Annotated in this window: 22 protein-coding genes and 3 tRNA genes; 12 read left to right on the top strand and 13 right to left on the bottom strand. The window is 65.9% G+C overall.

The features are described 5' to 3' along the window. Nucleotides 1-84: 84 nt before the first annotated feature. The 4 genes from D6T63_RS10030 (at nucleotide 85) to D6T63_RS10020 (ending at nucleotide 1,438) form a co-directional block, all read left to right on the top strand. A tRNA-Ile gene (locus D6T63_RS10030) sits at nucleotides 85-158 on the top strand. Between the two features lie 38 nt (nucleotides 159-196). After that, the gene (locus D6T63_RS19530; RefSeq protein WP_220725914.1) at nucleotides 197-313 is read left to right on the top strand and encodes a DLW-39 family protein; all 117 of its coding nucleotides are present in this window, start codon (nucleotides 197-199) and stop codon (nucleotides 311-313) included. Nucleotides 314-356: 43 nt separating this feature from the next. After that, nucleotides 357-429: transfer RNA gene (locus D6T63_RS10025), tRNA-Ala, on the top strand. Nucleotides 430-517: 88 nt separating this feature from the next. Beyond that, entirely contained in the window at nucleotides 518-1,438 is a 921-nt protein-coding gene (locus D6T63_RS10020; RefSeq protein WP_120148881.1) for a DMT family transporter, read from the top strand. Nucleotides 1,439-1,538: 100 nt separating this feature from the next. On the opposite strand, the gene D6T63_RS10015 is transcribed toward D6T63_RS10020, so the two are convergent. Further along, nucleotides 1,539-2,471 carry a hypothetical protein gene (locus D6T63_RS10015; protein ID WP_120148880.1) on the bottom strand — a complete coding sequence of 311 codons (933 nt, stop codon included), beginning with the start codon at nucleotides 2,469-2,471 and terminating at the stop codon, nucleotides 1,539-1,541. Nucleotides 2,472-2,633: 162 nt separating this feature from the next. Here D6T63_RS10015 and D6T63_RS10010 point away from each other — a divergent pair, with 162 nt between their 5' ends. Together D6T63_RS10010 and D6T63_RS10005 are read left to right on the top strand one after the other, a co-directional pair. Beyond that, nucleotides 2,634-3,176: a peptidylprolyl isomerase gene (locus tag D6T63_RS10010; protein WP_120148879.1), complete on the top strand. Its 543-nt coding sequence runs from the start codon at nucleotides 2,634-2,636 to the stop codon at nucleotides 3,174-3,176. 4 nt (nucleotides 3,177-3,180) lie between these two features. Next, a complete protein-coding gene (locus D6T63_RS10005; RefSeq protein WP_120148878.1) occupies nucleotides 3,181-4,053 on the top strand; it encodes a rhomboid family intramembrane serine protease in 873 nt (290 codons plus the stop codon). A gap of 219 nt (nucleotides 4,054-4,272) precedes the next feature. On the opposite strand, the gene D6T63_RS10000 is transcribed toward D6T63_RS10005, so the two are convergent. After that, nucleotides 4,273-4,521, bottom strand: a complete 249-nt coding sequence (locus tag D6T63_RS10000) for a cell division protein CrgA (protein WP_120148877.1) — start codon at nucleotides 4,519-4,521, stop codon at nucleotides 4,273-4,275. A 263-nt stretch (nucleotides 4,522-4,784) separates the two neighbouring features. Between D6T63_RS10000 and D6T63_RS09995 the strand changes: the two genes are divergently transcribed. From D6T63_RS09995 to D6T63_RS09990, 3 genes are read left to right on the top strand one after another with little or no spacing between them, the layout of a single operon-like run. Further along, nucleotides 4,785-5,519: a class E sortase gene (locus tag D6T63_RS09995; RefSeq protein WP_120148876.1), complete on the top strand. Its 735-nt coding sequence runs from the start codon at nucleotides 4,785-4,787 to the stop codon at nucleotides 5,517-5,519. A 5-nt stretch (nucleotides 5,520-5,524) separates the two neighbouring features. After that, a complete protein-coding gene (locus tag D6T63_RS19225; protein ID WP_182976946.1) occupies nucleotides 5,525-5,686 on the top strand; it encodes a hypothetical protein in 162 nt (53 codons plus the stop codon). A gap of 3 nt (nucleotides 5,687-5,689) precedes the next feature. Then, nucleotides 5,690-6,334 carry an aminodeoxychorismate/anthranilate synthase component II gene (locus D6T63_RS09990; protein ID WP_120148875.1) on the top strand — a complete coding sequence of 215 codons (645 nt, stop codon included), beginning with the start codon at nucleotides 5,690-5,692 and terminating at the stop codon, nucleotides 6,332-6,334. 56 nt (nucleotides 6,335-6,390) lie between these two features. Here the strand turns inward: D6T63_RS09990 and pknB are convergent, their stop codons facing one another. Genes pknB through D6T63_RS09955 form a run of 7 tightly spaced genes read right to left on the bottom strand, consistent with a single transcriptional unit; the run spans nucleotide 6,391 to nucleotide 15,910 of the window. Then, nucleotides 6,391-8,367, bottom strand: coding sequence for a Stk1 family PASTA domain-containing Ser/Thr kinase (gene pknB, locus D6T63_RS09985; protein WP_120148958.1), 1,977 nt, complete (start codon nucleotides 8,365-8,367; stop codon nucleotides 6,391-6,393). A 37-nt stretch (nucleotides 8,368-8,404) separates the two neighbouring features. After that, complete coding sequence (locus D6T63_RS09980; RefSeq protein WP_120148874.1) at nucleotides 8,405-10,204, bottom strand: protein kinase domain-containing protein; 1,800 nt, start codon at nucleotides 10,202-10,204, stop codon at nucleotides 8,405-8,407. Then, nucleotides 10,201-11,643, bottom strand: a complete 1,443-nt coding sequence (locus D6T63_RS09975) for a peptidoglycan D,D-transpeptidase FtsI family protein (RefSeq protein ID WP_120148873.1) — start codon at nucleotides 11,641-11,643, stop codon at nucleotides 10,201-10,203. The genes D6T63_RS09980 and D6T63_RS09975 overlap by 4 nt, the downstream gene beginning before the upstream one ends. Next, nucleotides 11,640-13,064 (bottom strand): FtsW/RodA/SpoVE family cell cycle protein, encoded by a 1,425-nt coding sequence (locus tag D6T63_RS09970; protein WP_120148872.1) that lies wholly within the window; start codon nucleotides 13,062-13,064, stop codon nucleotides 11,640-11,642. Before D6T63_RS09970 ends, D6T63_RS09975 begins: the two co-directional genes overlap by 4 nt. Further along, nucleotides 13,057-14,643: a PP2C family protein-serine/threonine phosphatase gene (locus D6T63_RS09965; protein WP_120148957.1), complete on the bottom strand. Its 1,587-nt coding sequence runs from the start codon at nucleotides 14,641-14,643 to the stop codon at nucleotides 13,057-13,059. Before D6T63_RS09965 ends, D6T63_RS09970 begins: the two co-directional genes overlap by 8 nt. Nucleotides 14,644-14,687: 44 nt before the next feature. Continuing rightward, nucleotides 14,688-15,176, bottom strand: a complete 489-nt coding sequence (locus D6T63_RS09960) for an FHA domain-containing protein FhaB/FipA (RefSeq protein ID WP_120148871.1) — start codon at nucleotides 15,174-15,176, stop codon at nucleotides 14,688-14,690. Beyond that, complete coding sequence (locus D6T63_RS09955; protein ID WP_120148870.1) at nucleotides 15,173-15,910, bottom strand: FhaA domain-containing protein; 738 nt, start codon at nucleotides 15,908-15,910, stop codon at nucleotides 15,173-15,175. The genes D6T63_RS09960 and D6T63_RS09955 overlap by 4 nt, the downstream gene beginning before the upstream one ends. A 321-nt stretch (nucleotides 15,911-16,231) precedes the next feature. Here D6T63_RS09955 and D6T63_RS09950 point away from each other — a divergent pair. Continuing rightward, nucleotides 16,232-16,314: transfer RNA gene (locus D6T63_RS09950), tRNA-Leu, on the top strand. 153 nt (nucleotides 16,315-16,467) lie between these two features. Beyond that, on the top strand, nucleotides 16,468-17,505 hold the full coding sequence (locus D6T63_RS09945; protein WP_120148869.1) for a M14 family zinc carboxypeptidase: 1,038 nt from the start codon (nucleotides 16,468-16,470) through the stop codon (nucleotides 17,503-17,505). 39 nt (nucleotides 17,506-17,544) lie between these two features. Here D6T63_RS09945 and D6T63_RS09940 read toward each other — a convergent pair whose 3' ends face one another. The 4 genes from D6T63_RS09940 to D6T63_RS09925 all read right to left on the bottom strand — a co-directional run bounded on the left by D6T63_RS09940 (nucleotide 17,545) and on the right by D6T63_RS09925 (nucleotide 23,980). Next, nucleotides 17,545-20,967: an error-prone DNA polymerase gene (locus D6T63_RS09940; protein ID WP_120148868.1), complete on the bottom strand. Its 3,423-nt coding sequence runs from the start codon at nucleotides 20,965-20,967 to the stop codon at nucleotides 17,545-17,547. A 65-nt stretch (nucleotides 20,968-21,032) separates the two neighbouring features. After that, nucleotides 21,033-22,649: a DNA polymerase Y family protein gene (locus tag D6T63_RS09935; RefSeq protein WP_120148867.1), complete on the bottom strand. Its 1,617-nt coding sequence runs from the start codon at nucleotides 22,647-22,649 to the stop codon at nucleotides 21,033-21,035. Then, a complete protein-coding gene (locus D6T63_RS09930) occupies nucleotides 22,646-23,449 on the bottom strand; it encodes a hypothetical protein (RefSeq protein ID WP_120148866.1) in 804 nt (267 codons plus the stop codon). The genes D6T63_RS09935 and D6T63_RS09930 overlap by 4 nt, the downstream gene beginning before the upstream one ends. Nucleotides 23,450-23,587: 138 nt before the next feature. Further along, nucleotides 23,588-23,980, bottom strand: a complete 393-nt coding sequence (locus tag D6T63_RS09925) for a DUF5997 family protein (RefSeq protein ID WP_120148865.1) — start codon at nucleotides 23,978-23,980, stop codon at nucleotides 23,588-23,590. A gap of 42 nt (nucleotides 23,981-24,022) precedes the next feature. Here D6T63_RS09925 and D6T63_RS09920 point away from each other — a divergent pair, with 42 nt between their 5' ends. Further along, on the top strand, nucleotides 24,023-24,757 hold the full coding sequence (locus D6T63_RS09920) for a LysR family transcriptional regulator substrate-binding protein (protein WP_120148864.1): 735 nt from the start codon (nucleotides 24,023-24,025) through the stop codon (nucleotides 24,755-24,757). The last annotated feature ends 48 nt before the right edge of the window (nucleotides 24,758-24,805 follow it).

Below are 24,805 nucleotides of genomic sequence, written 5' to 3'. Positions count from 1 at the left end.
ACCGGCCTCCTCGGTTCTTCCGTGACGATTTGAAGATTCCCGAGACACTACTGTAAAGTCGTATCTCGGCCCGAAGAGGTATCGGGGCGTATAGCTCAGGCGGTTAGAGCGCTTCGCTGATAACGAAGAGGTCCCAGGTTCAAGTCCTGGTACGCCCACGGATCCACCACTCGCAGGTAACTGCTAGGAGACTGTCGTGAAGAAGTTGCTCATTGCAGTAGCGGCTGCGGCCGGTGTTCTGGCCTACAAGCGGTGGCAGGATTCAGAGAAGAGCAAGAACGTCTGGAGCAGTGCGACGGACGACGTAGCGTAAGCAACGGACAGTGTGCACCTTCACGGTGAATGCAGTCCGATTCGGGGGCATGGCGCAATTGGTAGCGCACCTGCTTTGCAAGCAGGGGGTTCGGGGTTCGAGTCCCCGTGCCTCCACCGAAGAGAAGGCCCCGGTCATGGACCGGGGCCTTCTGCGTTGGCAGCCCGCCGCACACTCGTCCGAGCAGTGCCATAGTGTTGCCGGGTGATCATCTTCCTCTCTGTCCTGGGCGTGATCGGTGTGTCCGCATCCGGGCCGATCATGGCAGCAACGGCAGCTCCGGTCCTCGCAATCGCTTTCTGGCGAAATCTGCTCGGGGCGATCCTCATGGGAGGGCCTGCGGCGGTGTCGAAGCGGGCCGAGTTCGCGTCGCTGCGGTGGTCGGACTATCGGCGGCTCGCGATCGCTGCGGTTTCGCTTGCGCTCCACTTCGTCTGCTTCATCACCGCACTCAAACTGACGTCCGTCGCTGCGGCTACCGCGCTCGTCTGTCTCCAGGTGGCATGGATCGCACTGTTCAACGCGCTGCTCGGATCCCGTCCGCACAGTGCAGTGGTGGGGGGCTTGGGTGTTGCGTTCGTGGGGGTCGTGATCATTACCGGATTCGACCTGTCACTGTCCCGGGACGCAGTGCTGGGGGACCTCCTGGCCCTTCTCGGCGGGGCGCTGGCAGGTATTTACCAGATGGCCGGTGCAGCAGCGCGACGGACGATGTCAACGGGAACCTATACGACCCTTTGCTACGGAGCCTGTGCGGTGATCCTGCTGATCCTGTGCGCCGCTACCGCACAACCAGTCGTCGGCTTCACCCCGGCTGCCTGGGCGGGCATCCTCGCCGTGACACTCATGGCGCAGATCATGGGACACTCGGTCTTCAATCATCTTCTCGCCGTGATGAGTCCGCTCGTTGTCTCCATGATCATCCTGTTGGAAATTCCGGGTGCGGCGGTCCTCGCAGCTATATTCCTCGATGAGAAACTACCGACAGGAACCTACGGCGGGCTGGTGTTGATCCTTGTTGGGCTCGCGATAGTCATCCGTGGTCAGCAACGGAGGAACGGACAGCGCCAATCCCCGAAGATGGCAGCAGCATCGGATCCTCCGCCGACCCCCGGCGGAGACTGACTCTTCGCACGATCGAACATTCCGTCAGGTGCATATTTATATCCGCCACGAAAAAGCCCCCCGGCTCAGCCGGGGGGCTTCTCCGTCCGACCGTACGGTCTCAGGCCTTGGGCTCGTCCGGCGAATTGGCCGAGTGCTTGGCCGAATCGGTGACATCCTTCGCCTTGTCGGCAACGGTCTGGGCCGCGTCGGCGGCCTTGTTCTTGCTGTCGGCGTTCTTGCTGACGTCCGACGCATCGCTGGACAAGGCTGCGGCGCGGTCGGCTGCCTCCTTCATGCCGGCGACGACCTCCTTTGCTTCCTGCGACTTCTGGCTCGACACGGGGGCGGGGGTTGCCTTGATAGGAGCCGGGGTCTTCCAAGGATCCTCGACAGGCTTCGAGGCCCGCCATGCAGCTACACCGGCGATGATGCCGGCCGCGATGATACCGAAGATCAGCCAGCCCTGACCGGACTTGCGGGCCTGGCTCCTCTTCAGGTCCTTGGACGCCTGCATTGCTGCAGCGGCGAGGCGCTTCTGGGCATTCTTCACGGCATTCTTGTCACCAGTCGCCTTGATGACGGCCTTCTCGACGACGGGGGGAAGGGTCGCTGCAGCGAGTGATCGGGAGGCGCTGTCAGCGGCTTCTCCGAGCTTCGCGGAGAGCGCGGGCAGATAGTCGTCGACAACCTTGCCCTTGGCCGAGTTCAACGCGGGCGAGGCCTTGTCCAGCGTCCCCTGGATCCTGGGGGTCGTCTCGTCGATGAGCTGGGAGATGGCCGGACCCACCCTGTCGATGCTGTCCTGGATCCTGGGGGTCACCACGGAGATGCCTCCGGAGATGCCCTCGGTCACCTTACGGACGGTGTCCTGAAGGGCCGGACCGGCCGTTTCGATGCCCTTCTCCCAACGGGGCTTGGCCCAGCCGTAGGCCGTGGCCACGTGTGGTGTCGCCCAGGTCTGTGCTGCGGTGACATTCGTCGCCAGGCCAGCGGCAAGTCCGGCAGCGAAGCCTTCCTCGAGTTCGCGGGTGGCGCGTGCGTTCTTCTTCACAAAAACCTCCAGGGGTGGCTGATCGTTTTCACCAGCCTACTTCGCATGGGCAGGGGGTGCCATCCATGCCACCTGAGGGTGCTAGGTCGGCGACCCGTTCCACTCTGCGCGGAATAAGACCGGTCACCTTTATTGTCAGGACCCGCATGAAAGAATAGCGCTATGACTGCTATACCGACAGCAAAAGCGACCATCCATACCAACCAGGGCGACATCGAGGTGAATCTCTTCGGGAACCACGCTCCGAAGACGGTCAAGAACTTCATCGGCCTCGCCACCGGCGAGATCGCCTGGACCCACCCGCAGACCGGTGAGGAGAGCAACGCCCCCCTGTACAGCGGCACCATCTTCCACCGGATCATCAAGGACTTCATGATCCAGGGCGGAGATCCCCTGGGCCAGGGCATCGGCGGACCCGGTTATAAGTTCGACGACGAGATCAACCCCGACCTGACATTCGCCGAGCCCTACAAGCTGGCCATGGCGAACGCCGGTCTTCAGGGCGGCCGGGGAACCAACGGTTCGCAGTTCTTCATCACGTCGGTGCCTACGACCTGGCTTCAGGGCAAGCACACGATCTTCGGCGATGTCACGGACGAGGAGTCCCGCAAGGTCGTGGACAAGCTGAACTCGATTCCCACCGACAGGAGGGACAAGCCCTCGGACGACGTCGTCATCGTGAGCATCACCGTGGAACAGCTCTAACCGCATGTCCTATGGTCTCCCCGCGCCTGACGCCGAAAGCCAGCAGGCGCCCGTCTGCCCCCGGCACCCTGATCGCATCAGCTATGTGAGGTGCCAGAGGTGCGGCCGTCCGGCGTGCGCGGAGTGCCAGCGGCCCGCAGCCGTCGGTTTTCAATGCGTCGACTGCGTGCGTGAACAGGCTGCCCGCGCACCGGTCCGCAAGACGGCTTTCGGTGGCGTCGCGCGCGGGGGGGCCCCCGTTGTCACATACACCCTCATCGGCGTGTGCGTGGTGGTGTTCCTGCTGCAACTCGTGGTGCCGGGACTCACCAGGGCTTTCTCCTATGCCCCCATCTATACGGCGGGCGCGGGCGGAGTGATTCCGGCGGAGCCCTGGCGGATGCTCACGGCGGCTTTCCTCCACTCGCCGAGCTCGTTCCTTCATGTGGCGTTCAACATGTACGCGCTGTACATCCTGGGCAAGGTCCTCGAACCCGCCATGGGCAGGGCGAGGTTCCTGGCGCTCTACCTCATCTCGGCGATCGCCGGCTCCGTCGGGGTCTTGCTCCTGAGTAATTTCCAGCAGTCGGTCGTCGGTGCATCGGGGGCCGTGTTCGGACTGTTCGGGGCCCTGTTCATCATCCAGCGCAAGCGTGGGGGCGATGTCCGCCAGATCGTCGTTCTGATCGCCATCAACGCCGTCCTCGGTTTCGTCGTCCAGGGCATCGCCTGGCAGGCGCATCTCGGTGGGCTTCTCGCAGGCGCCGCTTGTGCCGCCGTCGTCGCCTACGCTCCGAAAGGCTCGCGCCAAGCGCGGCTCCAGTGGGCCGGGCTCGCGGTGGTCGTCTTGCTGTTGGGTGTGCTGACGTTCGTCGGGGTCTCGCTTCTCCCTGTGTGAGGTATCAGGTGAGGGAGGGGTCGGTGTGCGAACACCGACCCCTCCCTCACTTGTCCACACCCTTTATCCACACGGGGGATAACTTACACACATGTAATTCCACACCTGTGGATAAGCAGGGCCCGGAGTTTCGCGGAATTTGGTGAACGATCAACAATCCTGTGCACACCTGTGGATAACTTCATGCACATGGTGTGTACAGAGGCAGGGTGAGATCGGCTAACGCCACCGCGTCGTCATCAGGAAGCCGATGATCGCGATGCCGAAGCCCGCGAGGATGTTCCACGAACCCCAGGCTGCAACGGGCAGGGTGGACATCGAGATGTAGAACGTGATGATCCACAGCAGGCCGACGATCATCAGACCGAACATGACGTACTTGTACCAGGCGGGATTCGGCTTGGGCTGTGAGGATTTCGCGGCGGGCGCAGCGGAGCTGGCTCTCTTGCGGGGCTTGGACTCGGGCACGGCTTCTCCTCGACGGGGTGCAGCTGCTGGTCAGCTGCACCGATGTTCTTGCTGGCCGCTCAGAAGTGTCCCGACCTGCAGGTTATCCTGAAGGAGAATCGACACCCGGCGGTCCGGTTCTTGCACGATTCTAGCCAAGAACCGCAGGATACCGGTGCATCCCGAGCTCAGGAGTGGCAGTGGCCAGATCAACGCTCGACGCCGCCGTCGAAAGCCGACCTCAACGCACCAGGCCCACGCGCCGTCGTCGGACGCCCTTCCAGATGGTCGCGCAGATTCTGGGTGAACTGCTCATCACCGTCGGAATCGTCCTGCTGCTGTTCGTGGGTTGGGAGCTCTGGTGGACGAACATCGACTCGGGGATCAAGCAGGATCAGGCGCTGGAGCAGTTTTTCTCGGATGTGACCCTTGCACCTGAGCCTCCAGCGCCCTCGACCGACGGCGGTGAAGACGCACCTGCCGTCGAGGACTTCGGGGAACCGGCAGTCCTTGCGCAGAGTGCACTCACCGGTACCTTCGGAGTGGTGTACGTCCCCCGCTTCGGCGAGAACTATTCACGGCCCATCACGGCCGGCGTAGGAACCGATGTGCTGGACAACCTCGGACTCGGCCACTACCCCGGCACCGCTGCACCCGGGGCGGTAGGGAATATAGCGCTGGCAGGCCACCGGCAGACGCACGGCCAGGTGCTCGACCAGATTCATACCCTGGTTCCCGGTGACCGCATCTACCTCCAGACGCGCGACGGCTACTACACCTATGTCTTCCGCAACACGGAGATCGTGCTGCCGGATCGTGTGGATGTCATCGCTCCCGTCCCCACGGATCCCGCTGCTGAACCCCTGGACCGCATTCTCACGCTGACCAGCTGCAATCCTCGCTTCGGCGCCCAGGAGCGTATTATTGCGTACTCGGTGATGGAGTCCTGGCGTCCCTTGGATGCCGGGCCGCCGCCGGAGATCGCGGAGCAGGTCGCCCGCGCTGCAGGACAGGCATAGACACGATGTACGGATCGATTTTCCGCGCTCTTCCCGGTCCCCTGTGGATGCGCATCGTCCTGTCCGTGGTCCTGGTGCTGGCAGCCGTCGCGGTACTCCTGGTCTTCGTGTTTCCCTGGATATCCCAGTTCAGCCCGCTCACAGATTCAACGATTGGTTCCCCGTAACTCATGGCTCACACCACCCGAATCCTCGTCGTCGACAACTACGACAGTTTCGTCTACACCCTGGTCGGCTACCTGCAGGAACTCGGCGCCGAGACCACCGTGGTCCGGAACGACGACGTCACGCTAGCGGAAGCGCAGGACATGGCGGCATCGCGGAACGGTGTCCTCATCTCTCCAGGTCCGGGAACACCGGCCGACGCCGGTGTCTGTGTCGATCTGATCCGTTGGTGCGGTGAGCAGGCCAAGCCCATGCTCGGGGTCTGCCTGGGTCATCAGGCGCTCGCCGAGGCATACGGGGGAACGGTCACGCACGCACCTGAACTCATGCACGGCAAGACGTCGCTCGTCGAACACGACGGGACGAGTGTTTTCGCGGGACTTCCGTCACCGGTTACCGCGACGCGGTACCACTCTCTCGCAGCCGTCAGCGACAGCGTACCGGCAGAGCTCACCGTCACGGCCCGCACCGCCAGCGGCATCATCATGGGCCTCGAGCACAGGACGGCACCCCTCTGCGGCGTACAGTTCCATCCCGAGTCCGTCCTCACGGAGGGCGGCTACCAGATGCTGGGTACCTGGCTCGAATCCCTCGGTCTCGAGGGTGCGGCAACCAGGGCCGCGGGCCTCAGTCCGCTCATCGCGCGCTAGGTACCGCCCGAAGGGAAGGACCAGGCCCGTCGACGAGCTGACCTGCTGGTCGTCGCCTAGTTACCGTCCTCGGTGGGACGGGTGTTGGATCCGTCACCCGTGCCTTCGGTCGGCCGGTTACCCGGTTCCTCCGACGGGGCCTGTGTGGGTTCTGGGGACTGCGTGGGCTCGGCCGGCTCCACAGGTTCGGGGGCAGGTGCCTTCGCGACGGTCAGGACGATCTGCGTACCCTGATCGACCTCGGATCGAGCCTGCGCGGATTGTGCCGTGATGATGCCCGGGGCGACGACGCTGTTCTCCACCTCGCGAACGGTGAAGGGCAATTGCACCGCGGGGTCCGCCAGGAGTGCCTCGGCCTGCTGGACGGTCAGATCGGTGAGCAGGGGCACGGTGACCTTGCCGTTGGACAGCACCAGATCGACGGAACTGCCGACCGGCACAGTCTGGCCGGCCTGGGGGTTGGTGGTGATGACCCTGCCGTCGGGAACCTCGGCGCTGGTCTCCTCCGTGATGGCGCCACCCCGCAGACCGAGTTCCTCGAGTTGGTCACGAGCCGAGGATTCGGTGAGACCGGCGAGCGAGTCGGGCAGCAGCACGTTGGCGGGGCCCTGCGAGACGGTGATGTTGACGCGCGATTCCGGCTCCACGGAGGCACCCGCGGACGGATCCGACGAGATGACACTGCCGGCATCCACCGTTGCGTTGTACTCCTCGTCGGTAGAGGGGATGAGTCCAACATCGACGATGGCATCGGTTGCGTCCGCCTCCGTCATCCCGACGAGTTCGGGAACGACGACGGTCGTCACTTCAGGCTGGTCCTGATTGCCCAGCAGGGTGCTGAGCACGAAGTAGCCGGCAGCAAGGACCAGGAGAACCGCCACGAAGAAGACGGTGATCCAGGCAGTACGGGCGGAATTCCGCCTCCGGTCCGGTTGCTGCCCCGCACCCCCCGAACGCAGGACGTCGGACCGGTCATCCTCTTCGATCCGATCGGAGGCCTGGAGGCGGCCGTCCGTCATCGCACGTTCGGCGGAGACCCGATCCATGGCGCGCGTGTGGGGACCCGACAATGCGGCTGCGGCGGACCCGGCAAGCGTCGCCGCGCCGACTCCTTGCGCACGCGTCTGCGGGGCAGTGATATTTATCGCTTCCGTCGGTGCTACGACGGCGCCGGGCAGGATGATGCCTCGGCCGGCGTCCAGCAGTGCCTTGCGGAAGCCCGCTGCATCCTGGAAGCGGTCCTCGCGGTCTTTCTCAAGGGCCCTGGCCAGCACGGAATCCAAGGCGGGCGTCACATCGGTATTGAGACTGCTCGCCGTCGGAGGTTCCTCCCGGACGTGCTGGTAGGCCACGGATACCGGGCTGTCCCCGACGAACGGTGGCCGGCCGGTGAGCAGTTCGAACAGCAGACACCCGGCGGAGTACAGGTCGCTGCGTGCATCGACCTTCTCACCCCGTGCTTGCTCGGGCGAGAGGTACTGCGCCGTGCCGAGGACGGCCTGCGTCTGCGTCATGGTGGCCTGCGAATCGGCCATCGCGCGGGCTATGCCGAAGTCCATCACCTTGACGGCGCCGTCGAGCGTGATCATCACGTTGGCCGGCTTGATGTCCCTGTGGACGATGCCGGCCCTGTGGCTGTACTCCAGCGCGTCGAGGACACCCGCAAGGTAGGTGACGCTGTCCTTGGGCGTCAGGTCACCGGCCTTGACATGGGCGCGGAGGGTTCGGCCGGCTACGTACTCCATGACGATGAAGGGGACACGGACCTCGTGCTGCGGTCGGTCGGGGATTTCCTCCTCGCCCGTGTCGTACACCGAGACGATGTTCGGGTTGTTCAGCCCCGCAACAGCCTGTGCCTCCCGCCTGAAGCGCGACTGGAACAGCGGATCCCGAGCCAGGTCCTGCCGCAGGAGCTTGATCGCGACCGAGCGCCCGAGCCGCAGGTCTTTGCCGAGGTGGACGTCGGCCATCCCTCCGCGCCCGATCAGCTCGAGTACCTCGTATCGTCCGTTCAGGACCCGCTGGGTATTCACCGGCTTCCGTTCCCCGGCCATTGGCGCTCCGGAGGGATCATGGGCTGGAGGTCGCTGTCGCTGTCGGCGCCGGCGTCGGGGTCGGCGTCACCGGGGCCACCGGGGCCTCGGTCTCCGGCGGACCGGACGACACGACGTAGTCGACCTGTGTTCCCGCGGGCAGTACGGCTCCCGCCCCCGGATTGAGTCGGAGGACGGTCCCGGCGGGCTGCGGGGACTGCTCTTCACCGACGTTGACCGGCCTGAGCCCGAGATCCACGAGGATCCCCTCGACGTCGGCCGCGGAACGGCCCTGCAGTCCTCCCGGGACGGTGACCTGCTCGACCGGCTCCGGGCCCTGGGACACGGTGAGCGTGATGGTTGTGCCTGGTGCCTGTGCGCCGCTGGGATTGATGGCAAGCACCGTCCCGGCTTCCTGGTCCGCGAACTGCGGCTCGACGTCGACGCCGAAACCAAGGGCGATCAGTCGCTGGGTGGCTTCCTGCTGGGACAGTCCGAGGTACTCGCTCGGCGAGATGATGACGTCGTCGCTCGCCTCGGTGGTGCTCGGGGCAGGTGACGACGACGGTGTGGTCGGGGTGGCAGAAGGGGACCGGGATGGAGTGCTCGACGACGACTCAGCGCTCGCGGAAGAACTGGTCGTCCCGGCGGGTACGTTGTCGGAAGTGTCGCCGGTCAGCAGTGGCTGGAGGACCAGAAATGCGATGGCGGCCAGGGCCAGCAGCAGGAGCACGATGAGCGGGATCAGCCAGGGGCTCCGGCGGTCCTCGTCCTCACGGTCGGCCGGGGCGGGCTCGGGTACGTCGGGATCCTCCTCGGACCAGTCCCGTGATGCTGCGATACCGGCAGCTGCACCGGCCGCGGCGGGAGCGGCGACGGTGGGCAGGGCCGACGTGGTCGGTGCGGGGACCGCCGTCGTCGCCTGGGTGTCCTGGCGCGGCACCGCGGCGGTCGGCACGTCCGCACCGGCGGCAGCGAAGGCCAGCATCCCCGGCACGGCCGCCTCGGCGGCGCGGACGTCACCGGAGCGGATGGCCGCTACGGCGCGTGCAAGCGATTCGGCGTCGCGCGGCCGGCCGGCCGGATCCTTCGCGAGCATCGATCCGATCAGGGCGCGCACGGGGCGCGGGATGGACTCGGGCAGCGGCGGCGGAGCATCGTTCACCTGGGCGAGGGCGATCGCGATCTGGGACTCGCCCGAGAACGGACGCCGCCCGGCCAGCAACTCGTAGCCGATCACTCCGAGCGCATAGATGTCGGAGGAGCCCGTGGCCGGCTGGCCGGTGGCCTGTTCGGGAGCGAGGTACTGCGCGGTGCCCATCACCTGGCCCGTGGCCGTCAAGGGAACCTGGTCGGCTAGCCGGGCGATACCGAAGTCGGTGATCTTGACCCGGCCGTCGGGCATGACGAGGATGTTGCCCGGCTTCACGTCCCGGTGCACGAGGCCCTGACGGTGCGCGACGGCGAGGGCCGTGGCGGTCTGCCCCACGATGGAGAGCGTGCGGTCCGGTGAGAGGACCTGCTCCTTCTCGATGACGGCGGACAGGGGTTGTCCCGGGACGAGTTCCATGACGAGGTAGGCGGAGCCGCCCTCCTCGCCGTAATCGAAGACGTTGGCGATGCCCTCGTGGTTCAACAGCGCTGTGTGGCGCGCTTCGGCCCGGAAGCGGTTGAGGAACGCGGGATCGCCCGAGTACTCCTCCTTGAGGATCTTGATCGCGACGACCCGGCCGAGGATCTGGTCCCGGGCCTTCCAGACCTCGCCCATACCGCCGATGGCGACGCGCTCGGTCAGTTCGAACCTGCCGCCCAGGGTGATTCCTGACGTGGGCCTCATCTGTTCAACACCGCCTCTATGAGTCTCTTGGCACTGGGTGAGGTCAATTGCTGACCGGTGGGGATGTCCACGTTCTCCATCACGATCGATATGGCTACCTGCGGGTCATCCGCGGGCGCAAAGCCGGTGAACCACGCGTTGTCACCTGTTTCGGAGAACTCGGCGGTCCCTGTCTTGCCGGCTACCGCGACACCGGGGACCTGAGCTCCCGTCGCCGTTCCGTTGTCCACCACGTTGACCATCCAATCGGTGAGCTGGTTCGCAGTCTCCTGGCTGACGGACTGCCGGAGTACCTCCGGCTGGGGAGACTCGATGAGCTCGAGATCGGCGGCGCGGACGGATTTGATGAGCTGCGGCTTCATCTGCTCGCCGTCGTTCGCGATGGCTGCGGAAACCATGGCCATCTGAAGGGGCGTCACCAGGGTGTCGAACTGCCCGACCGCGGACTGTGCCAGCTCTGGTTCCGTCAGATCCGACGGGAACGTGCTGGCGATGACCCGCGTGGGTATGGCCAATTCCTCGCCGAAGCCGAACTTCGCGGCCTGCTCCTGGATGGCGGCCTCGCCGAGGTCCAGTGCGATGTTCGCGAAAGCCGTGTTGCATGACTGCTCGAGGGCGAACTCGAGGTCCGCCGTCGTCCTGCTCGCACAGCCGCCCGTCACGAAGTTCGGCAGGGTGTACTGGATGCCCGGGAATTCGAGCGCCGGTGGATTGGGAATCTCCGATTCGGCGTCGTAGCGGCCGGACTCGACTGCTGCAGCGGCATCGATGAGTTTGAACACGGACCCGGGTGACACGAGCGACTCGGTGGCAGGATTCGTGTAGATCGACAGTCCGGGCTGTTCGGAAAGCGCGGCGGCGTTCTCGGCGATAACGGCCGTGTCGTGACCCGCGAGCAGGTTCGGGTCATAGGTGGGCTTCGACACCATGGCGAGGATGTTGCCGGTGGAGGGTTCCATGACCACGATCGAGCCCCGCTGGCCGTCCGGGATGAGGTCGTAGGCGAGTTGCTGGATCTCCGGGTCGATCGTCAGTTCGACGTTGGCGCCCTGTGCGTCGACGCCGGAGAACAGCCGCACCACGCGGTCGTAGAACAAGGAGCTGTCCGTGCCGGACAGGATCTCCGATTGAGCATCCTCGAGTTGTGTGGACCCGAGCGACAGGGAGTAGTAGCCCGTGAGGTGCGCGTACAGTTCGGGCTCCTCGTAGACGCGCTGGTAATTGAACTGATCGTTCGACGGGACGGATTCGGCGACGGCGCGACCGTCCACGAGGATGGCTCCTCGTTGCCGCCCGAACTCCTGGTACAACTGGCGGCTGTTCCACGGGTTCTCCGTGAGCTCCTCCGCCTGGAAGAACTGCACGAAGGTCAACGATCCGAGCACGAGGGCGAACATGCCCATGGCTACGACCCATGCGCTGCGAATGGCCTGGTTCATCGGGAAACCTCCTTCGTGGACTTCTTCTTGACGGGCTTTCCGTTGACGCCGAGTGGCTCGAGGAACGAGTCCTTCATCGGGGTGGTGGGAGCCGGCCGACGGGCCGTCTCCGAGATGAGCAGGATCAGCGCCACGATGAGCCAGTTCGCGAGCAGCGATGATCCTCCTGCGGACATGAAGGGCGTGGTGAGTCCGGTGAGAGGGATCAGACGCGTGATCCCGCCGATGACCACGAAGCACTGGAGGGCAATGGTGAAGGACAGTCCGCAGGCGAGCAGCTTCCCGAAGCCGTCCTTCGTGCCGAGGGCTGCCCTGATGCCTCGGGAGACCAGGAGGACGTACAGCATCACGATGGCGACGACACCGATGAGTCCGAGTTCCTCACCGAGCGCAGCGATGATCATGTCGCTGTTGGAATACGTGACCAGATCGGGTCTTCCCGCTCCCAGGCCTGTCCCCATCAGGCCGCCGTTCGCCAGCCCGAACAGACCCTGCACCACCTGCGCACTGCCGCCTGGCGCGCGGTCGTAGACCTCGGGGGCGAAGGCATTGATCCACGAATCGAAGCGGAGCGCCACATGGCTGAACAGTTCAAGGGCGACGAAGACGCCGACGGCGATCATGGCCAGGCCGATGAGGACCCAGCTGACTCGGCTTGTGGCGATATAGATCATCACCATGAAGAGTCCGAAGAAGAGGATCGAGGAGCCGAGGTCGCGCTGGAAGATGAGGACCCCGATGCTCACGAGCCAGGCGGCACCCATCGGGGCGAGATCCCGGAAACGAGGGAGCTGGAGCGGACCTATCTTCTTGCCGGCAAGAAGGATGAGATCGCGGTTGGTGGAGAGGTATCCGGCGAAGAATACCGCGAGCGTGATCTTCGCGATCTCACCAGGCTGGAAGGTGCCGAAGCCCACCGATATCCAGATTCGGGCTCCGTTGATCTCGAGGCCGAGCGGAGTCAGGGGCAACAGGAGGAGGATCGCGCTGACGATCAGCGAGATGTACGTGAAACGACGAAGGATCCTATGGTCCCGCAGCAGGATCAGGAGGACCGCGGCCGCACCGATGGCCACTGCCGTCCAGAGCACCTGTTGGGGCGCCACCGGAGTGAAGTCGGGATTGATCTGCGCCGCTGAGAGATCGAGGCGGTGGATCATCGCCAGACCGATCCCGTTGAGTGCGACGACGATGGGAAGAATCACCGGGTCGGCATATTTCGCCCTGAACCGCAGGATCAGGTGGATGAGCAAGCTCATCGCACTAAGGGTGATCGCCTGTGACCAGAAATAGTCGCCGAGCGCCTCTTCGCGTCCGATGCCCGCGAGGTAGTTCGCGCAGACAGCGACGGCGAGGGCCAGCAGGAGCAGGAAGAACTCGACAGTGCGACGGGATCGTGGAGCGGTCAGGACATCACTCATTTGCTGCACCTCCGCAGTCGACGGGGGACGGCGCCGCGTCCGAAGTAGCACCGGTTGAAGCGTTGGACGTCGGCCTCGCCGAACTACTCGGCTCCGGCGTAGGGCTTCCGCCGGCGGTGCGTGCCGCTGTGGGTTCCGCTGACGGGGACGGCGACGGGGACGGCGACGGGGACGGGGACGGGGATGCGGTCGATGGTGAGGGCGACGCTGAAGACGTCGGTGCCGCACTCGGCCCGGCAGGCTCACAGGAGACGGCCCGTAGTTCACCCCGAAGATCCCCGACGATGCGCTGTGCCTCCTCGAGACTGCCCGCCGGCAGGGTGTTCGACACCTGCGACCGCTGGTACTCGGGCAGGTTCGCCACGGGAATATCAGTCATCTCGTAAACCTCGCTGAGGCCGATGGGACCGATCCGCTGAGGGACACCCGTGTAGATTGCCACCCGGTTCTCTGCCTCTGCGACGTAGTACCGCGTCTGCGTCCAGGTGTAGCCGAGTCCCAGGACCGCCATCAGGATCAGGGTCATCAGCGAGAGGAAGGCCGGGACAAGCCAGCGCCTCGTGCGGGTCGGTTGCTCGTCCTCGCCGTCCTCGCCATCCTCGGTGGCATCGGTCCCGGCTCTGTGCGTCAGCATCATTGCTGCACGGCGTTCGGTGGATCGCTGCGTGACGATCGGGATCTGGCCGGTCTCGGTGGCAAGGGCGGCGGAACCGACCAGCACGTGCGGCCTGGTCAGCAGATCCTGGCGGATGACGTCCGCGCGGATGGCGGCCCCGGAGAGCTCTGCCGTTGAACCGGTTTCCTGTGACGCCGAGGCGGAACCATCGACAGGTTCATCGCGCTCACCCGCTGCCTGGCGTGCTGGGGGGATGCTCGCCGGTGGCGTGACGTCGTCCCGGGCTTCAGCTACCTCGACGACGCCGATCGTGATGTTGTCCGGTGAGCCTCCGGCGAGGGTCAGTTCGACGAGCGTGTTCACGCAGTCGCGGATGTCTCTCGTCTCACGCATGACCTGCTCGACCACGCGGTCGTTGAGGACGGCGTTCAGCCCGTCGGAGCAGAGCAGCCAACGCTCTCCCGGCTCGGCATCGAAGGAGTCGAGATCGAGCTCGGGGCTTGCGTCCACGTCTCCGAGAACCCGCATCAGCACGTTCTTGTGCGGGTGGACGTCCACGTCCTCGGGTTTCAGGCGGCCTTCCTCGACCAGGCGCTGCACGAAGGTATGGTCCGTGGTGATCTGCTCGAAGACGCCGTTCTTGAGGCGATAGGCCCTGGAGTCCCCGATGTGGGCCAGATGCAGGGTCTGGTCCTCGAGGAGGATGGCGGTCACGGTGGTGCCCATGCCCGCGAGTTGCGGGTTCGTGGCCACCAGTTCGGAGAGCAGTGAGTTCGCTGTCTGGATCTCATCGGCGAGGTGCGTTCCGGCATCGCCGTCGTGCCGGTCGTGATCGAGATGAACGAGGTCGAGGACCGTGGAGGCGGAGGCGACATTACCGCCCGCATGGCCGCCCATACCGTCGGCCACGACGGCGAGATATCGGCCTGCGTAGGCGGAGTCGTCATTCTTCGCGCGCACCATGCCCACGTGGGAGCGGGCGGCGAACCTCAGGGCAAGCCGCACTCCTACGGCCTCAATTCGATGACCGTCTTACCGATCCGGACGGGAACGCCCGGTTCGACGGGCAGCGCACGCGTCAGTTGGGCGCCGGCAAGATAGGTTCCATTGGTCGAACCGAGGTCCTCGATGAACCATCGGCTGCCCTGCGGGAACAGGCGCGCGTGGCGCCCGGACGCGTAATCGTCCTCGAGGACGAGCGTGGCTTCCTGGGCGCGTCCGAGGAGGATGGGACTCGCTGCGAGTTCCACGCTGGTCCCGGTGAGGGGCCCCTCCGTGACGACCAGTCTCCGGACAGGCGTCCGGACAGGAGCCGGTTCCTCGACCAGGTTCGGGTTCTTGCGGATCTCCCGGGCTGTCGGCGTACCCACCTTGTTGCGACGTCCCACCACGAGGTCACGGCGCAGGGCTCCGACAGTACTGAGCACCAGGACCCACAGAAGGATCAGGAACCCGAAACGCAGCAGCGTGACGGTGAGTTCGCCGGCCTCGCTCATCGCCCGCCTCCGTCTTGCGTCGGCACGAGGCGGAACGTCAGGCGCGAACGCCCCATGGTGATCGTGGAACCATCCGTGAGCTCAGCCTGGCCGTTGACACGCTGACCATTGACGTAGCTGCCGTTGGTGGAGCCCAGGTCGACGGCGTAGGTCCGGCCTTCCTGCAAGCGGATCTCCAGGTGCCTCCGGGACACACCGGTGTCATCGACGAGGATGTCCGCCTCGGAGGAGCGTCCGAGCACGATCGAACCGGAATTGATCGAGTAGCGCTGGCCATCGATCTCGAGAACCGGTTGGTAGCGGGTGGGCTGACGCCGGGGTGCTGCCGGGGCTGCCGGCCCGGCGGGGCGACGCGCGGCCGCCTGCTTCTCGATCGACGAATCGATCTCGAAGATTCCCGCCTTGAGGTCGGGGTCGTGCTCGAAGGAAACACGCACGGGCCCCTGAAGGGTGTACTGCTGGCTGTCGACGTGGGCGATGACGACGTCGCACAGTTCTTCGGCGAGGGCAGATCCCCACTGCTGGGCACGCTCGAAGTCCGCATCCGACAAGCGGGCGGTGAAGACATTGGGGGCCAGGGTGCGACCCTGCGCGAGGACGAGTGACCTGTTGTCCAGTTCCTTGCGGAGGGCACTCGCGATCTCCAGGGGCTGTACCTGGGACCGGGAACTTGTGGTGAAGGCGCCACGAACCAGTTTTTCGAGGCCGCGCTCTACTCTGTCGAGAATCCCCATCGTCTGCCTCCTCCCCCTGTCGCACTGTGGTTTCAGGCCCTGGCAGCAGAGTGCTGCCGGGCTTCACCCGGTCTTCCTGACGGCAGTGTCCAGCCGGGCATGTTCCATCCGATACTACTGGGAGCCTCTGGCAATGGGCTCCAAGCAGGTGTCCGGGCGATTGCTTTGTCCTAACGATCACCGGCCACCGTCCATCGGAGGCTCTCCTCGGGTGGGCTCGATCGCAGGCCTGTTTAGGTAATTGCGGTTGCGCTCCGCTATGCTTATTTCTGCTGTTCACAACCCCCTGCGCATGGCGCAGAGAGTTGGAATCTCGAAATTGCGCGAGTGGCGGAACGGCAGACGCGCTGGCTTCAGGTGCCAGTATCCGAAAGGGTGTGGGGGTTCAAATCCCCCCTCGCGCACAGTGATCGACAGGTACAGGGCTCCCGCTCAGCGGGGGCCCTTCTTGCGTCTCCGGCCCCTTTCATCGGCGGAATTCCCGATCGGTTGGTTGACAGAAGCAACGGTCAGCGGTTCACTGTGAGCACCGCACCCCCCTCCCGAGGAGACCGAGTATGAAGACATCCAGGACTATCGCCGCACTGTCCCTTGCAGCGCTCATGGCATCAGGCACGGTTGCCGCTCCCGCCGTCGCCGTCGGGGAAGGCCCGAACTACGGTGGGAACGAGACGATCAACACCTCGATCCTGCGCACCTACGACGAGATGGTCACCGAACTCCAGAAGCAGGATGCCCGGCAGCCTGCTATGGAACTCGAGGTGATCGGGCAGTCCGTCAAGGGCCGCGACCTCTACCTCGCGAAATACATCACCAACCCCGATAACCCGACGATCCTCTACCTGACACAGCAGCACGGCAACGAGCAGCTGACCACGGAGGGGGCGCTGGAATTCATCAAGCACCTCGGCACCGGTAAGACGACGGGAGTGCTCGGTGGAGTCAACATCCTGATCGTCCCGATGCTCAATCCCGATGGTGCGATGGGCGACGTCGATTTCCCACTCGACGGCTACATCGCCGACGGTGGCAGGAACCTGACCCGAGCCAATGCGACGGGGACGGACCTGAACCGCGATCACGTGGCCAAGATGCAGCCGGAGACCCAGGCGCTGCATGAGAACGTGATGCGGGCCTACGACATCGACTACATGATCGACCTGCACCACCAGGGCACGCAGAGCGAGCGCGACGGCGAGCTGGTCTCGGGTTCGATCCTCTACCCCACGACGCCGAACGCCGACCCGGCCGTGGTCGAAGGTTCGAAGCGTCTCGGCGCTGTCGTGTTCGACGCTGTGGACTCGACCGGCTGGGGCCACCTCGGCCGGTATGTGGGGGGATCGGCAGAGACGATCAGCCGCAACGGGATAGCTGTCGAGTACGGCATCTCCACACTGCTCTTCGAGATGCGCGGCATGTCCGACAACACTGCTGAATCCGCTGTGCTCGGTCAGAAGAGCAACGGCTACCTCATCAAGCAGACGGTGACCACGCTCGATGCCACCACGAGGGCTATCGCGGACGGATCGATCGATTCGGTCGATACCTCCTTCTGGGAGACGTTGCCGGAGCAGACGACGCGCGTCACCGAGTAAGGAGTCCGTCCCGGCTTCCGCCGGCGGGTCCCGTACCCGTCAGCGGAAGTCGCGCGACTTGGTGGTGGCCTTCAGCTGCAGCACCTCGATGCGGTCCGCGACGATGTTGACGATCCCCTCGGACGACCTTTCGAGCAGGCCGCGCACGATCACGCTGCTGGCTTCCCGCGCCACCCGGCGGTGGCGCTGCCAGACGCCCACGGAGCAAATGACGTTGACCAGTCCCGTCTCGTCCTCGAGGTTCATGAAGGTGATGCCACTCGCCGTAGCCGGCCTCTGCCGGTGGGTGACGACTCCCGCCACCTCGACGCGCCGTCCCGATTCCGCCGTCTTCAGCTCGACGGCGGTGAGGGCGCCGCGGCGGGTCAACCGGCTCCTGGCATGACGCACGGGGTGATCGTCCGGTGTGATGCCGGTGGACCAGAGATCCGACCCCACCTTGTCGATGTCCGAGAGTTCCGGCATCAGCGGGGGCTGGATATAGACGGCCGTGCCCTTGATCTGGCCCTCGCGCTCCGTGGAGGCGGGCCCCGCGTTCCATAGGGCCTCGCGGCGGCTCAGGCCCATCGAGTCGAAGGCGCCCGACGCAGCGAGGGCCTCGAGTTGGCCCGCGTTGACCCCTGTCCGTCGTGCGAGGTCCGGCATGTCCTCGTAGGGTCCGTTGCGTTCCCGCTCGGCGACGATCTTCTCAGCCAGCTTCAGGCCGAGTGTTTCGACGCTGACGAGCCCCAGCCGGACCGCGTAGTTGCCGTCGCGGCGGTGTGGCGTCGAATCGAACGGTGTGTCCCGGTCGAAATAGCCGACCGGAGGCTGCTCGTCCTCCGTGCAGCAGTCCATGCCGGTGCTCCGTCCGCGGGGATCGTCCGATGGTTCGTACCCCTCGAGCGGTTCGAGGTCGGCGTGTACCCCCGAGTGCAGGATGTCGGGGCGCAGCACGACGGCGCCGTGTCGCCGGGCGTCCGCCACGAGTGTCTGCGGTGAATAGAACCCCATGGGCTGGGCACGTAGGAGTGCTGCGAGGAACGCCCCGGGATAGTGGAGGCGCAGCCAGGCACTGACGTAGACCAGCAGCGCAAAGCTGATCGAATGGCTCTCTGCGAACCCGAAGTTCGCGAAGGCATGGATCTTGTTGTAGATGGTGTCCGCGATGTCCCCGGTGATCCCGTTGGACTCCATGCCCTCGTACAGCTTCGCTTTGAGGGAGTCGATCCGCTCCTCACCCCGCTTGGAGCCCATGGCCCGGCGTAGGAGGTCCGCATCAGCTCCTGAACAACCGCCCACCACCATCGCCATCTGCATGAGTTGTTCCTGGAAGAGCGGTACGCCGAGTGTCCGTTCGAGGACCGGTTTGAGGTCGGGGTGGATGTACCGGACCTCCTCCTCGCCCATCTTCCGCTTGATGTACGGGTGGACGGCTCCGCCCTGGATGGGGCCCGGCCGTACAAGGGCCACCTCGATCACGAGATCGTAGAACTGGCGCGGCAGCAGGCGTGGAAGCATGCCCATCTGTGCGCGGCTCTCCACCTGGAAGACCCCCACGGAATCAGCGAAGCACAGCATGTCATAGACGCCCTGCTCCTCCTTGGGGATGGTGTGCAGCTCCCACTTCTCCCCGAAGTGCCGCTCCACGAGGTCGAAGTTGTACTGGATGGCGGCGAGGATGCCGAGGCCCAGCAGGTCGAACTTCACCAGTCCCATCCAGGCACAGTCGTCCTTGTCCCACTGCAGGACCGTCCGGCCCTCCATCCGTCCATGCTCGATAGGGCATACTTCTCCCACCGGCCGGTCGGTCAGCACCATGCCGCCGGAGTGGATGCCCATGTGGCGCGGGAACTTCAGGATCTCCTGTGCGAGGCTGACCACCGACTCCGGGATGTCGTGGTCGCTGCTCGAGACGAGACCTCCCCACCGTTCGATCTGCTTGGACCACGCGTCCTGCTGGCCCGGGCTGTGGCCCAGGGCCTTCGCCATGTCCCGAACGGCGAATTTGGGACGGTAGGTGATGACATTGGCCACCTGCGCTGCATTGAAGCGTCCGTACTTCCGGTAGACGTACTGGATGACCTCCTCGCGGCGGTCCGAGTCGAAATCGACGTCGATGTCCGGTTCCTCGTCACGCATGCTCGAGAGGAAACGCTCGAAGGGGAGCTGGTACTTGATGGAGTCCACGGCCGTGATCTCCAGCAGGTAGCAGACCGCCGAGTTTGCCGCCGATCCCCGTCCCTGGCAGAGGATGCCGTTGCGGCGCGCATAGTGCACGAGGTCGTGGACGATCAGGAAATACCCCGGGAAGTTCTTGTCCTCGATGACCTCCAGCTCGCGTTCGATCCGTTCGCGGACATCCTCCCGGTTCGCATAGAGCTTGTCCGCCCCCTGCCAGACGAGCTCACGCAGGTAGCTCATCTGCGTGTGGCCCTCCGGCAGGTCGATATTCGGCAGGCCGGGCCTGACGCTGCGGAGCGTGAAGGAGAGGTCGGCGGCGATGTCCACGGTACGCTCCACCGCTCCGGGGTAGTTCCTGAAACTCCGCGCCATCTCCGCCCCGCTGCGCAGGTGGGCGGCACCGGCGGCAGGAAGCCAGCCATCCATCTGGTCGAGGCTCCGCCGGGCCCGGACCGCGGCCAGTGCGGAGGCGAGGCGGTGCTGCCTGGGAGTGGCGTAGTGCACGTTGTTGGTGGCGACGGTGGGGAGCGCCAGGCGGGCCGCGACGGAGGCCAGGGCATCATTGTGGGCGGTGTCGAGAGGATTGCCCTGGTTGATGAGCTCGACGGCGACCGACTCGTGGCCGAACAGGTCGACGAGCTTCCGGAGTTCGGCCTCGGCCGCGGACTCTCCGCCAGCGACGAGTGCCGAGCGGACAGTGCCCTTCCGGCACCCTGTGAGCACCATCCACTGGCCGGCAGCGTGCCCGGCCAAGCTCTCGAGGTCGTAGCGTGGCTTTCCTTTCTCGGCATCGGTGTTGAGCTGGGCCTCCGTGATGGCGGTGGACAGGCGGTGGTAGCCGGCAGATCCTCGGGCGAGGATCACGAGGTGCTGCCCCTCGGGATCGGCCTCCCCGTTCTGCGGCTTGGACAGATCAAGGGACAATTCCGTGCCGTACATGGTCAAGAAGCCGGGGTACTTCTCAGCGGCTTCGGCGAAGTGGACGGCGCCGTACAGCCCGTCATGGTCGGTGAGGGCCATACCGGCGAGGCCGAGCCGCTGGGCCTCCTCGGCGAGGTGCTCGGGGCTCGATGCGCCGTCGAGGAAGCTGAAGTTCGAGTGGACATGCAGCTCCGCGTACGGCACCACGGGACCGTCGGGAACAGGGACCTCTGCGGGAGCGGTGTAGGGCTGGCGCTTCCGGGACCAGGCGGGGCTGTCGCCGCCGTCGGCCCCGAGGGGTGGCGCGCCGGGCCGTGTGGTGTCGGAGAGGTTCCGCTCGAAGTCCGACCAGGGAATAGGTGGGTTGTTCCAGCCCATGGCGTCCCTCCCTGTCCTGGATGTGTTGCGGTGCTTCGGTTGTCTGAGAAGTGCTGGGTGAGTGGTCAGTCGTAGCTGGCTTCGACCCACCACGCGTGGTCCTCGAGCAGCAGCAGCCAGGCTGAGCCGGACTGGTCCACCAGCTGGAAACGGTTGAGCACCCGGCCCTTCGGGTCCCACCAGCGCTCGTTGATGGGCCAGGGACCGGCCCAGGAGTGGACCGGCCGCCGTCCGCCGTCCGGTCCTGCGCTGAAGAAGGCGGGATCAGCGCTCAGGAGTCCGCGGAGGTCGACGTCCACCGGGTTGCCGCGGGAATCGACGACGACGGCGGGAACGGGCTCGGCGAACACGGTGGCGGGAACCGGGCCGGGCAGGCGTCCGGGCCAGGGCTGGTCGCGGTCCTTCACCGGGGTTTTCGCGGACTGCTGTGGGTTGACCGCGGCGTCGCCCCACGGGATGAAGACGCGGCGGTCCGCCAGGAGCCGCCCGCCCGCGATGATCGCGGTGAGCACGGCCCCGTGGCCCAGCATGCTCTGTACGCGGGCCAGGCCATGGTGGATGCCTTCGTCCGGTCCCGTGCCCCAGAGACCGTCCGCGTGGTCGCTGAGGTTCTCGACGATATCGGGCACGATCTGGACGCGGGTGATGCCCGAAGTGAGTCCGTGGTCGGATGCGTTGGTGCCCTGGAGCTGCCAGCGCACCCGGTCCACGACGTCGTCGGCGTCGAACCAGCGCGGGTGCTGCCAGCGGCGCTCGGATACCTCTCCGGATTCGGTGTGCAGCGAGACGTGCAGTGCCGTGCAGACGAGTCCTGCCTCGCGCAGGGCGTCGACGAACTCGCCGGCCCTGGTCCGAAAGGCGAAGGCGAGTTGGTCGATGCGGGCGAGGGGTGGCTCGAAATCGGCGACGGTGTCCAGATGGGGCGGCGGTTTCCGGGCGACGACGGTCCGGTGGTCGAGCCCGCTGGCCTGGCGATGCGCGAGGGCGCCCTCGATGCCGAAGCGATTGCGGACATCGGAGGCCTGGAGCGCCGCGAAGTCGCCGAGGGAGCGGATGCCGAGGCGCTTGAGCAGCACGGTGAGCTTCGGTTGCTCGAGGACCTCCAGGGGGTAGCTGCCGAGGAACCAGGCCGAGCCGCCCTCGGGGATGACGACCAGCTGCTCGACGTCGACGTCCAGCTGATCGGTGGCCTTGGCCGCCTGCTCGGCCGCGAACGGCCCGTCGGCTATCCCGATCCGCACATCGGTGAGGCCGATGGCTGCAAGGGTCTGGAAGACCACCTCCGCGGCCTTGGCCTCGCTCCCGTAGTAGCGCGAAGGCCCCTTGACCCTGATGGCGCACAGCCCCGGACGGATGACCTGGACGCCGGGCATGATGGTCTCCACGGCGGCGATCACGGGCTCGAAGGTGCGTTCATCGAGCGACGGATCGTAGGGAAGCGAGACGAGCCCCGTGCTGCGCGCCTGAGCCTCCCTGATGCGCAGGCCCCGCTTCACTCCGTCCTGCCGTGCCGTGGGAGAACACGCGAAGACCTCGCCGCGGTCCACGAGGGCGAGTGCGGTATCGGTGGGTAGGGAGTGCTCGCGCAGGGCCGCCGTGATGGGCCAGTCGGGACACCAGAACGTCATGATCCGGGTGGCAGGAGCCGTGCCGGCGGGGACTGGGGACAGGGTGGCCGTCATGAGGACCTCACCAGCTGGGGCTCGAAGAGGGCGTCTGTCCCGGCGGCGACCTGTGGTGTCAGGGCGTCCGGAAGCACGTGTCCGTCCGGTGTGGTGCCCTGCAGATCTGCCAGTCCCACATAGGCATGGCGAAGACGTCCCGAAGGCTGGGTCGCGGTGATCTTCATGCGGCGCGTCCTCAGGTGTCCGGTCCCCGAGCCGAGGCCTTCCCAGGCGCTCTCGGCCACGCCGAGCGTGGAGTCGCTCTGCTGCCAGGGGCCGAGGGTGATCAGTGCTGCGCCGCGCTGGCGGAGCCGCGCCTTCAACCGGGCACCTTCAGTGGGGGCGAGGTGCTCCGGAGCCCGGGTCAGGACGATCGAGACGACATCCACGAGGGCGGCCGTGACGGTGAGCCACTGGGATCCGGGGTCCGGGACCAGGATGAGGCGTTCGAGGTTGATGCCGAAGCCCTGGGCCGCCTCGATGCTGAAGTCCGGTATGCCGATGACGCTGCACCAGGCGCCCGTCGCGGAGGGGCCGGCCAGCAGGGCCATGGCGAGGGTCGTGGAGTTGCGGACGGCGTAGGAGCCGCCGGACTGGAGGCCTCCGCCGGGCAGGATCCGCGCGAGGGCGGGCACCGTGGGCAGCCGCCGGGAGTCGAGCTTGCCGGCCTGCATGCTGTTGATGCGGGCCTGGAGTCCGAGTACGACGTCGACTGCCGGGCTTCCCGAGAGGCCTCTGGGCTCCGTACGTGACGGTCCCTCGAAGTCGGGGGAGGGCTCATCCCATTCAAGGGCATGGCCGGCAGCTGGAGGCGTCACTCCCTAATATTCGAATACGTGTTCGATTAAGTCAATCGGCGCGCCTCCGCAGGAATGGGCTCCTTCTGTGGTATGGGCGCGCTTCTATTCCATGCCGGTCCGGCTTGCAGAAGCCCGGCAGTTCGTGGAACCCGATGATCAGGAGTCGGCGGCCTTGCCCTCGGCGTCGCGCTCCTTGACCCGCGCGGCCTCTGCGCGCACAGCTGCCTGCGTGGACCGCTCCGAGACCAGCCATGCCGGCGGCTCCTGGAGGAGGGCGGTGATCTGCTCGCTCGTCAGGGGATCGGTGATCCCGCCACGGGCCAGCCCGCTGATCGATATGCCGAGCTTCTGCGCGACGACGGGACGAGGGTGCGGGCCGGTGCGGCGCAGTTCGGCGAGCCATTCCGGCGGCGTCTGCTGCAGTTCGTTGAACTCCGCGCGCGTCAGTTCCGTCTCCTGGAAGTCCTGGGGGGCGGCGGGCAGGTAGATTCCCAGTTTCTTGGCCGCGGTGGCGGGCTTCAGCGTCTGGGGGGTTTTAGCGGGAGTCATGGACCCAGCTTAACGGTCACGGGCAGGCGCTACTGTGATCAGGTGCCCACCGACCAGCCCAGAAGCATTTCCGTCGGCTTCGTGCCGGGTGTGACACCGGGCAAGTGGGTTGCCCGGTGGCGCGAACGGCATCCGGATGTGCCCGTCGAATTGCACCAGCACGACGACGCCCTGCCGGCGCTCAAGGACGGTTCCGACGATGTCGTCTTCGTGCGCCTGCCCGTCGAACGCGAGGGGATCCACCTGATCCCCCTCTATGAGGAGCAGGCCGTCGTCGTGATGTCGCCCGAGAACGAGCTGTCGCTCTACGACGACGTGCCGGCGGAAGAGCTCGACGGGGAGGCACTGCTCGACGTCGCGGAGTGCGGCGGCCCGAGGACGGCCGTGGAGGTCGCGGCCTCCGGCGCCGGCGTCGTCATCCTGCCGATGTCCCTCGCCCGGCTGCATGCGCGGAAGGATGCGGTGCACCGGCCGGTCCCGGGACTGCCGACCACCACCATCGGCATCGCCTGGCGCGTGGAGGACGAGTCCGACGACGTCGAGGAGTTCATCGGCATCGTCCGCGGGAGGACCGCACAGAGCTCACGGCAGCCGTCCCAGCGTGAGACGCCGAAGAAGACGGCGTCACAGAAGGCTGCCGCGAAGAAGGCGGCTGCCGGGGGTGCCGGTGAGCACAAGGGCAAGGATCAGAAGGGTGGCACAGGCCAGAAGGGTGGCAGGAAGCCTCCGCCGAAGAAGCCGTCCCGTCCCTCCGCCTCCCGGGGGAAGCGCCGCTGACCTCGCAATGACACCGGTGTCGGGTGGATCCGCCGTCGTGCCCGCGCT

This window comes from Arthrobacter cheniae, from assembly GCF_003602275.1.
GTDB lineage: Bacteria > Actinomycetota > Actinomycetes > Actinomycetales > Micrococcaceae > Arthrobacter_D > Arthrobacter_D cheniae.
This window is presented reverse-complemented; position numbering and strand designations above follow the sequence as displayed.